Genomic DNA, 6777 nt, shown 5'->3' with positions numbered 1-6777 from the left:
AGGGAAGACCTTGGAGATGTAAAAGGTACCGCAAGCACTCTGGGTAATCTGGGAAATCTGCATGAAAAACTGGAGGAGAACGAATCAGCTCTGGAGTGTTTCTCAAGGAGCCTTGAACTGTATGAGGAATTGCCTACATATGCGGTTGTATCGGCGGGGTATACACCGCCGTAGGGCGTCTCCCTGAAGCTGAAGCAATTATCATGAGAGGTCTTGAAATAACAAGGAAGCTTTCGATGAAGGACTGGGAAATCCACTGTCTGGATCTGATAACGAATCTCTGCGAGGCAAAAGGTGATCTGCAGAAAGCACTTCAGTATTCCGGCGAGCTGAATATTTGCATCAAAGAGTATTTGAACGAGAAGAGCATGGAAAAGATAGCGGAGCTTCAGGTACAGTTCGAGACAGAGAAAAAAGAAAAGGAAGCCGAGATCTACCGTATGAAGAACGTGGAACTTTCCAGGATGAACGATAAGCTTCGTGATGCTCTGGCTCACGTGAGGAGACTTCAGGGAATGCTTCCTATCTGTGCGAACTGTAAAAAAGTCAGGGACGATGACGGTTACTGGCAGCAGATCGAGTCTTACATCTCCGGCCATTCCGACGCGAAATTCTCCCACGGCCTCTGCCCCGAGTGCATGATAAGGCTCTACGGTAGGGATTTCTTAAAAGAGTAAGCACGTGCTTCGTAAAAGTTCGTATATCACATCTGCTGTTGAGCTTTTCTTCCGAAACCTGGTATGAAAGCATTGATTGCAATAAATTTGTAGTAAGTGTTCAGCTTTTAAGAAAAAACGCAAAAATAAAGGATCCTGAAATATTCGGGGTTCTTGATAAGCTCTGGTGATGATGTAAAATGACTGCTACGCATATGACAAATAATGGCGGTAAGAAAGAGCATAAACGAAAACCGATCAGGAGGATGATGATAAAAGTTATCCTGATAGCAGCGGTTGTATACCTTGCGGTATGTGCCTACCTCTATCTGAACCAGAGAGATTTCATCTACTTCCCGCAGCAGGGGGTGCTGTACACCGGCGAGAAGCCTGTAGAGATACGGAGCGGAGAAATCACCCTCAGAGGATGGATAGTGAACGAGGGCAGTGACGAAGCTGTCATCTACTTCGGCGGAAACGGTGAGAGACCCGAGGCGAGCATCCCCGATTTCAAGGTTATCTTTGATAACCAAACCGTTTACCTTATCAACTACAGAGGCTACGGGGAGAGCGACGGAATCCCTACGGAAGAAGGTTTGTGTGCGGATGCTCTGGTGATCTACGACCACGTATCGCAGAACCACTCGAAGGTTACAGTCATCGGTAGAAGCCTTGGAACGGGTGTAGCCAGCTACCTGGCCTCTCAGAGAGAGGTGGACAGGCTGGTGCTGGTTGAGCCTTTCGACAGCATGGTGAACGTAGCCCGCGCAGCTTACCCGGTTCTGCCGGTGAAGCTCATGATAAAGGACCGCTACGATTCCGCAGGCAGGGCTGGAAGCATCACCGCAGAAACACTTATCATTATGGCGGAGAGGGATGAGGTGATTCCCGGCTGGTCAACGGAGAACCTTATCTCGAAGTTCGACCAGGACATTCTGGAAGTAGTCGTCATTGAAAACGCGAATCATAACGACATACAGAATTACCCGCGGTACTACAGGGCACTTGAGGAATTCGTCACCGCTGAATGACAAAAACCATACATATCTTTAAAGGTTGCTAGCAATATGCGTGCTTATAAAATCAGTTCTGAAACAGTTAAGAGAATCTTCCTGATAATTGACACCTGTTTTATGAATGGATATTATGCTATCGAGTTGCAGAACTTCATGGGAAACGCTGTTTCACGAAAATTTTAGTTTGGATTATGCTTCATGCCGAATAGGGAAATTGTAAAACTGGAGAAGGAACTCAAAAAACTCAGAGATGAAAGCGACAGTTCAAAGCTTGCAGGTGTTCTAAACAAACTCGCTTACGCATGTCTCCATTCTGATCCTCATACATCTGAAGCCTATGCCCTTGAAGCTTACGATATTGCAAAGGAACACGGAATCCTGGAGGAGCAAGCTAGAAGTCGTATGGCGCTGGGAGTATTTCATCTCGAAGCGGGGGATTTTAACGAAGCACTGACTCATTGCCATTGCGCGATGGAGATTTATGAGAGCCTCGATGACGAACAAGGGATAGCGACTGTTCACAGCAGGCTGGCCAACATTTATTTCGCTCAGGGTTTGATTGATAATGCTCTTGAGCACTATCATATAGCTCTCAAGAAGATGCAGGAAAGCGATAACGGAAGCGATAAACTCGCAAGTTATTACTTCAATATAGGGGTATGCTACGCCACACTCAATAAGCTTAAGCTGGCTCTCTCATTCTACAAACATGCCGAGTCGGTATGGGAGAAGTCACGTGACAATACAAATCTGGCATCCCTCTATAACAATATAGGGACTGTTTTTGCCAAAAAAGGGGAACTTGATAATGCAAGGGAATTATTTTTAAAAGCACTTGATCTCTGCGAAAGGATTGAGGAAAAGAAACAGCAAGCCAGTACTCTCGGCAATCTGGGAAGTCTGCACGAGGATTCAGGTGAATATCAGGCAGCCTTTGATTACTTCGTCAGTAGCCTTGAACTGTATGAGGAGCTTGGCAACAAAAGGGGAGTCGCATATTCCTGTTGCTGCGCGGGCGGTGCATGCAGCCACCTGGGACGCTTAGATGAAGCAGCGGAATTTGCCGAGAGAGGTCTTTCAATGACAAGGGAGCTGAAGGTCAAGGACATTGAGATCACATGTCTGAAAAAAATAACCAATCTATACGAAAAGAAAAACGATCTGAAGAAAGCGCTCATGTTTTGCCGGGAACTGAACACATGCGTGAAAGAACATCTGAACGAAAAAAGCATAGAGAAAATTGCAACGCTTCAGGTGCAGTTCGAAACCGAGAAAAAAGAGAAGGAAGCTGAGATTTATCGTCTGAGGAACGTAGAGCTTTCAACGATGAACTATCAGCTTCGCGAGGCCCTGGTGCAGGTGAATAAACTTCAGGGTATGCTTCCAATCTGCGCGAATTGCAAGAAAATCAGGGATGATGACGGTTACTGGCAGCAGATCGAGTCCTACATTTCAGAACACTCCGACACGAAATTCTCTCACGGTCTCTGTCCTGAGTGTATGATCAAACTTTACGGAAAAGATTACAGCATAGACCAGAAGCAAACCGCTCAGGGGAATTCATAACACCTCTTCAATTTACTTGGGAAGTTTCAGGTTTACATCAAAGACTCTGGGCATTCTAGACTGACAGATAACAAGATCGATTAATTCCTCGATATCCATTTTGCCTGATTCCGCCGCTCTAAGCGGGCCGTCTACCCACAGAGAAGCCAGACCGTGAACCATCGACCAGCATGTGAGCATTGCCGCCTTGTATTGATCGTCGTTACCTTCCTCTGATTCCGGATGCAGTTCACGAATGGTATTCTCAAGATATTTGAAAGCATGTTTCGCGGTATTCATCACCTGCGCGTTCTCCCACAGCAGTTCGTTGCTCGTTCTGAACATCACATGGAAATAGACCTTGTGATTCACAGCGAACATCACGTATGACTTCCCCAGAGCCTTCAGTCTGCATCCGGAATTGTCGCATTCGTCAGTTGCCTTCCGCTGCGCTTCATCGAGCATTTCGAAGCCCATGACAGCGACTGCAGCCAGCAGTTCGGTTTTGTTCTTGAAATGATGATACGGAGCGGCGGGTGAAACACCCGAAATTCTTGCGACTTCTCTGAGCGTGAAGCCTGAAACGCCTTTTTCCTCTATCAGTTTCAGGCAGTTATCTATAAGAGTCCGTCTGAGATCGCCGTGATGGTATGTATCAGTACTGCGGGTTTCCGTCACTGTTTTTTCCTCCTGTCCCGAATATGAATCTACAAAAAAGGGAGTATCTTGACAATGTTAAGATTTGTTATATCTTTACGCTGTTAAGATAGAGATCATTTATAGATAAAGGGGAAAAGATGAAAATAGTCGCATTCAACGGAAGTCCGCGCGGAGCAACCGGAAACACCCATATCATGGTTGAGAATTTTCTTGCCGGAGCGGAAAAGGCGGGAGCTGAAACCGAGAATATCATTCTGGCTGACAAGAAAATAGGTCATTGCGGCGGATGTATGGCCTGCTGGCTCAAAACACCGGGAAAATGCGTTATCAAGGATGACATGGAGGAACTGCTGGAGAAATTCTCAGCGGATATCATCGTTATAGCGACACCTCTTTACGTGGATAATGTAACGGGGGTTATGAAAGATTTTCTGGACAGGACGATTCCCCGTTATCAACCATTCATCGAAAGGGATGAGAACGGTGAATGCAGGCACCCTGGAAGGACAGGTCATACACCAGGATTCGTTGTTATCTCGAACTGCGGATTTACCGGAATGGAGCATTTCCAGGTTCTGAAACTTCTTTTCAGAAGAGTCGTCAGAAATGCAGGAACAAAGATTCTGGCGGAGATATATAGAGATGGTGGCGCTATACTTAATAATCCCTTACTGCTTCTCAAGCCTTTTCTAATGCATTACAACAAGCTTTTGAAGAAAGCCGGGGAGGAACTGGTAACCGACGGTCGGATATCCGATAAAACACAGGAAAAACTTGCGAAACCGATTGTTCCTCATGAACAGTATCTAAAAACCGCGAACAAATTCTTTGCGGAGGAACTGCAGAAACTGGAAAAGAATGAAAGGGGTACGATTTGAAAACAAGAATCGCAATTGATGGAATGTTACTGCTTCTCCTTCTTGTACCGGTGACAGTATTCGGCGAAGTCGTTGAATCCGAATCAGCCGCTGAGGAACAGACCGGAACAATAGTGATCACTATTGAAGCGCTGCGGAACGTTGACGGAAGCATTAGAGTGGTGCTGTGGGCATCGGAAGATGGTTTTCTAAGGGAACCGGACAACGCTTATAGAAGAGTTATGTCGGTTATTGAAGGGGAAGCCGTTGAATTCGTATTCGCTGACCTTCCATTCGGTGAATACGCGATATCGGCATTTCATGATGAGAATGGAGATGGAACCAATAACAGGAATCTCTTCGGCAAACCCACGGAGGGTTACTGCATTTCAAACGGCGTAAGAGGCGGGATGTCCGGACCTCCCGGATTTGATGACGCCTGCTTTATCCTTGAAACGGATGAATTGGAAATGACCCTGGAGATGGAATACTGAGTAATGAATAAGCTGTTTTCCAGTAATATCCTCAGACTGGTCGGGAATGCCCTGAAGATCAATAATGGAAAACCCGCATCCGGTCTCTTCCTGCTGAGGTACAGCCGGCACTTCCGTAAATCGATGAAACTCAGAGAGCATTATGACAAGAAGGGAATCCATGTTCCTCCCATTCTGATTTTCAGCATTACACACTCATGCAATCTCAAGTGCAGGGGATGCTATGCCAGAGCCAGGGACCGGGGGGGGAACGGGAACAGCCTTGATTCTGCGAAAATCAGAGAGGTAATAACCGAAGCACGTGATCTGGGGGTCTCGATCATTCTCATTGCCGGAGGAGAACCGCTTATTCAGCCTGATATAATCAGAATAATGGGCGATTTTCCTTCGATTGTGTTTCCCCTGTTCACCAATGGAACTCTCGTAGACGACAGAATGCTTGAATCTTTCCGGAAGCACAGGCAGATCATTCCCATCATCAGCGTTGAAGGTCCCGAGGCTGAAACCGACCTCAGACGAGGGAAGGGAACTTTTCGATCGATCGAAGCCGTGATGAAGAAGATGGAAGAAGCAAGATTGTTCTTCGGAACATCGATAACGCTTACTAAAAGCAACTATGGACTCCTGTCCGACGATGATTTCATCGGTAACCTCGTTGATTCCGGATGCAGGATCATCTTCTTTATTGAGTACGTTCCCCTGGAAGAAGGTACAGAGGCCCGGTGCCTGACCGCTGAGCAGCAGAAGAGCATTGCGCCTGCCCTTGCGGTTCTCAGGGAAAAATTTTCTTCTCTTTTCATTGCCCTTCCAGGTGAAGAGGAGCAGTACGGCGGCTGCCTTGCTGCCGGAAGAGGATTCATTCACATCAGTGCATCGGGAGATCTCGAGCCGTGCCCCTTTGCTCCGTTCTCTGATATAAATCTCAATGATGTCACACTCAAAGAAGGCCTCGGGTCCGCGTTTCTTCAGACGATTAGAAAAAATCATTCCATGCTGACCGAATCAATGGGCGGGTGCGCTCTGTGGGAGAATAGAAATTGGGTTGCTTCCGTTCTGGAGGAAAGCAGACAATAACCAAAGGGGTCAAATCTTTACTCTTGACATTTCTCACAATTCATACTCTAATGTCAAGAGTAAAGATTTGACCCCTTCATGCCCAATTTCCTCAGAACTGATTTTTGATCTGTGCCCAGGTGCTGCACTCCAGCGATGATCCATCAGTGAGTATCGTGATATTGTCAGCGCCTATATCCCATAATTGAATGATACCAAAGAGGGATGGATTCCACCACCAGATCTCAAGGCGGTCAACATTGACAATAATGTCGTTCCAGTCTATCCCCGGCCGGAAGTTCTCAGGGTCGATACCGCACCCGCCATGCCAGCCTGCGGGAGTGGGCTCGGTCGACTGGCTAGGAATTTCAAACGTGTAATGTTCCCAGCCGGCCCCGGGCTGTGGAATCATGGGGCCTAACCCGGATCCATCACACGTAGGGGTTGAAAGAAGCTCCAAATTGTAGTATAATAGTTGTGTCACAACGATTTACTA

At 46.8% G+C, this 6777-nt stretch carries 9 protein-coding genes; 7 read left to right on the top strand and 2 right to left on the bottom strand.

Translation table 11 applies throughout. The features are described from left to right. The 4 genes from K8S15_02600 to K8S15_02585 all read left to right on the top strand — a co-directional run. A partial coding sequence (locus tag K8S15_02600) for a tetratricopeptide repeat protein (protein ID MCD4774923.1) occupies positions 1–174 on the top strand: 174 nt, incomplete at its 5' end. Positions 175–203: 29 nt separating this feature from the next. Then, positions 204–677, top strand: a complete 474-nt coding sequence (locus K8S15_02595) for a hypothetical protein (protein MCD4774922.1) — start codon at positions 204–206, stop codon at positions 675–677. 248 nt (positions 678–925) lie between these two features. Further along, complete coding sequence (locus K8S15_02590; protein MCD4774921.1) at positions 926–1687, top strand: alpha/beta hydrolase; 762 nt, start codon at positions 926–928, stop codon at positions 1685–1687. 183 nt (positions 1688–1870) lie between these two features. Next, positions 1871–3238 carry a tetratricopeptide repeat protein gene (locus K8S15_02585; protein MCD4774920.1) on the top strand — a complete coding sequence of 456 codons (1368 nt, stop codon included), beginning with the start codon at positions 1871–1873 and terminating at the stop codon, positions 3236–3238. A 12-nt stretch (positions 3239–3250) separates the two neighbouring features. Here the strand turns inward: K8S15_02585 and K8S15_02580 are convergent, their stop codons facing one another. After that, complete coding sequence (locus tag K8S15_02580; GenBank protein MCD4774919.1) at positions 3251–3895, bottom strand: TetR/AcrR family transcriptional regulator; 645 nt, start codon at positions 3893–3895, stop codon at positions 3251–3253. Between the two features lie 119 nt (positions 3896–4014). On the opposite strand from K8S15_02580, the gene K8S15_02575 reads away from it, so the two are divergent. The 3 genes from K8S15_02575 to K8S15_02565 are packed head-to-tail and all read left to right on the top strand — an operon-like array spanning position 4015 to position 6302. After that, on the top strand, positions 4015–4755 hold the full coding sequence (locus K8S15_02575) for a flavodoxin family protein (protein ID MCD4774918.1): 741 nt from the start codon (positions 4015–4017) through the stop codon (positions 4753–4755). Then, positions 4752–5228 (top strand): DUF2141 domain-containing protein, encoded by a 477-nt coding sequence (locus tag K8S15_02570; protein ID MCD4774917.1) that lies wholly within the window; start codon positions 4752–4754, stop codon positions 5226–5228. Before K8S15_02575 ends, K8S15_02570 begins: the two co-directional genes overlap by 4 nt. A 3-nt stretch (positions 5229–5231) precedes the next feature. Beyond that, on the top strand, positions 5232–6302 hold the full coding sequence (locus tag K8S15_02565; protein MCD4774916.1) for a radical SAM protein: 1071 nt from the start codon (positions 5232–5234) through the stop codon (positions 6300–6302). 91 nt (positions 6303–6393) lie between these two features. On the opposite strand, the gene K8S15_02560 is transcribed toward K8S15_02565, so the two are convergent. Then, positions 6394–6693, bottom strand: a complete 300-nt coding sequence (locus K8S15_02560; protein ID MCD4774915.1) for a hypothetical protein — start codon at positions 6691–6693, stop codon at positions 6394–6396. Between the last annotated feature and the right edge of the window lie 84 nt (positions 6694–6777).

The organism is Candidatus Aegiribacteria sp. (assembly GCA_021108005.1).
In the GTDB taxonomy this organism is placed as follows: Bacteria; Fermentibacterota; Fermentibacteria; order Fermentibacterales; family JCC-6; genus Aegiribacteria.
The sequence above is the reverse complement of the archived record's forward strand: the minus strand, read 5'-3'. Positions and strand labels throughout refer to the sequence as shown.

Bases quoted from the DNA above. Each gene is read 5' to 3' on its own strand.
- K8S15_02565 (MCD4774916.1), top strand. From the start codon at position 5,232: ATGAATAAGCTGTTTTCCAGTAATATCCTCAGACTGGTCGGGAATGCC.
- K8S15_02590 (MCD4774921.1), top strand. From the start codon at position 926: ATGATAAAAGTTATCCTGATAGCAGCGGTTGTATACCTTGCGGTATGT.
- K8S15_02585 (MCD4774920.1), top strand. From the start codon at position 1,871: ATGCCGAATAGGGAAATTGTAAAACTGGAGAAGGAACTCAAAAAACTC.
- K8S15_02595 (MCD4774922.1), top strand. From the start codon at position 204: ATGAGAGGTCTTGAAATAACAAGGAAGCTTTCGATGAAGGACTGGGAA.
- K8S15_02560 (MCD4774915.1), bottom strand. From the start codon at position 6,693: ATGATTCCACAGCCCGGGGCCGGCTGGGAACATTACACGTTTGAAATT.
- K8S15_02575 (MCD4774918.1), top strand. From the start codon at position 4,015: ATGAAAATAGTCGCATTCAACGGAAGTCCGCGCGGAGCAACCGGAAAC.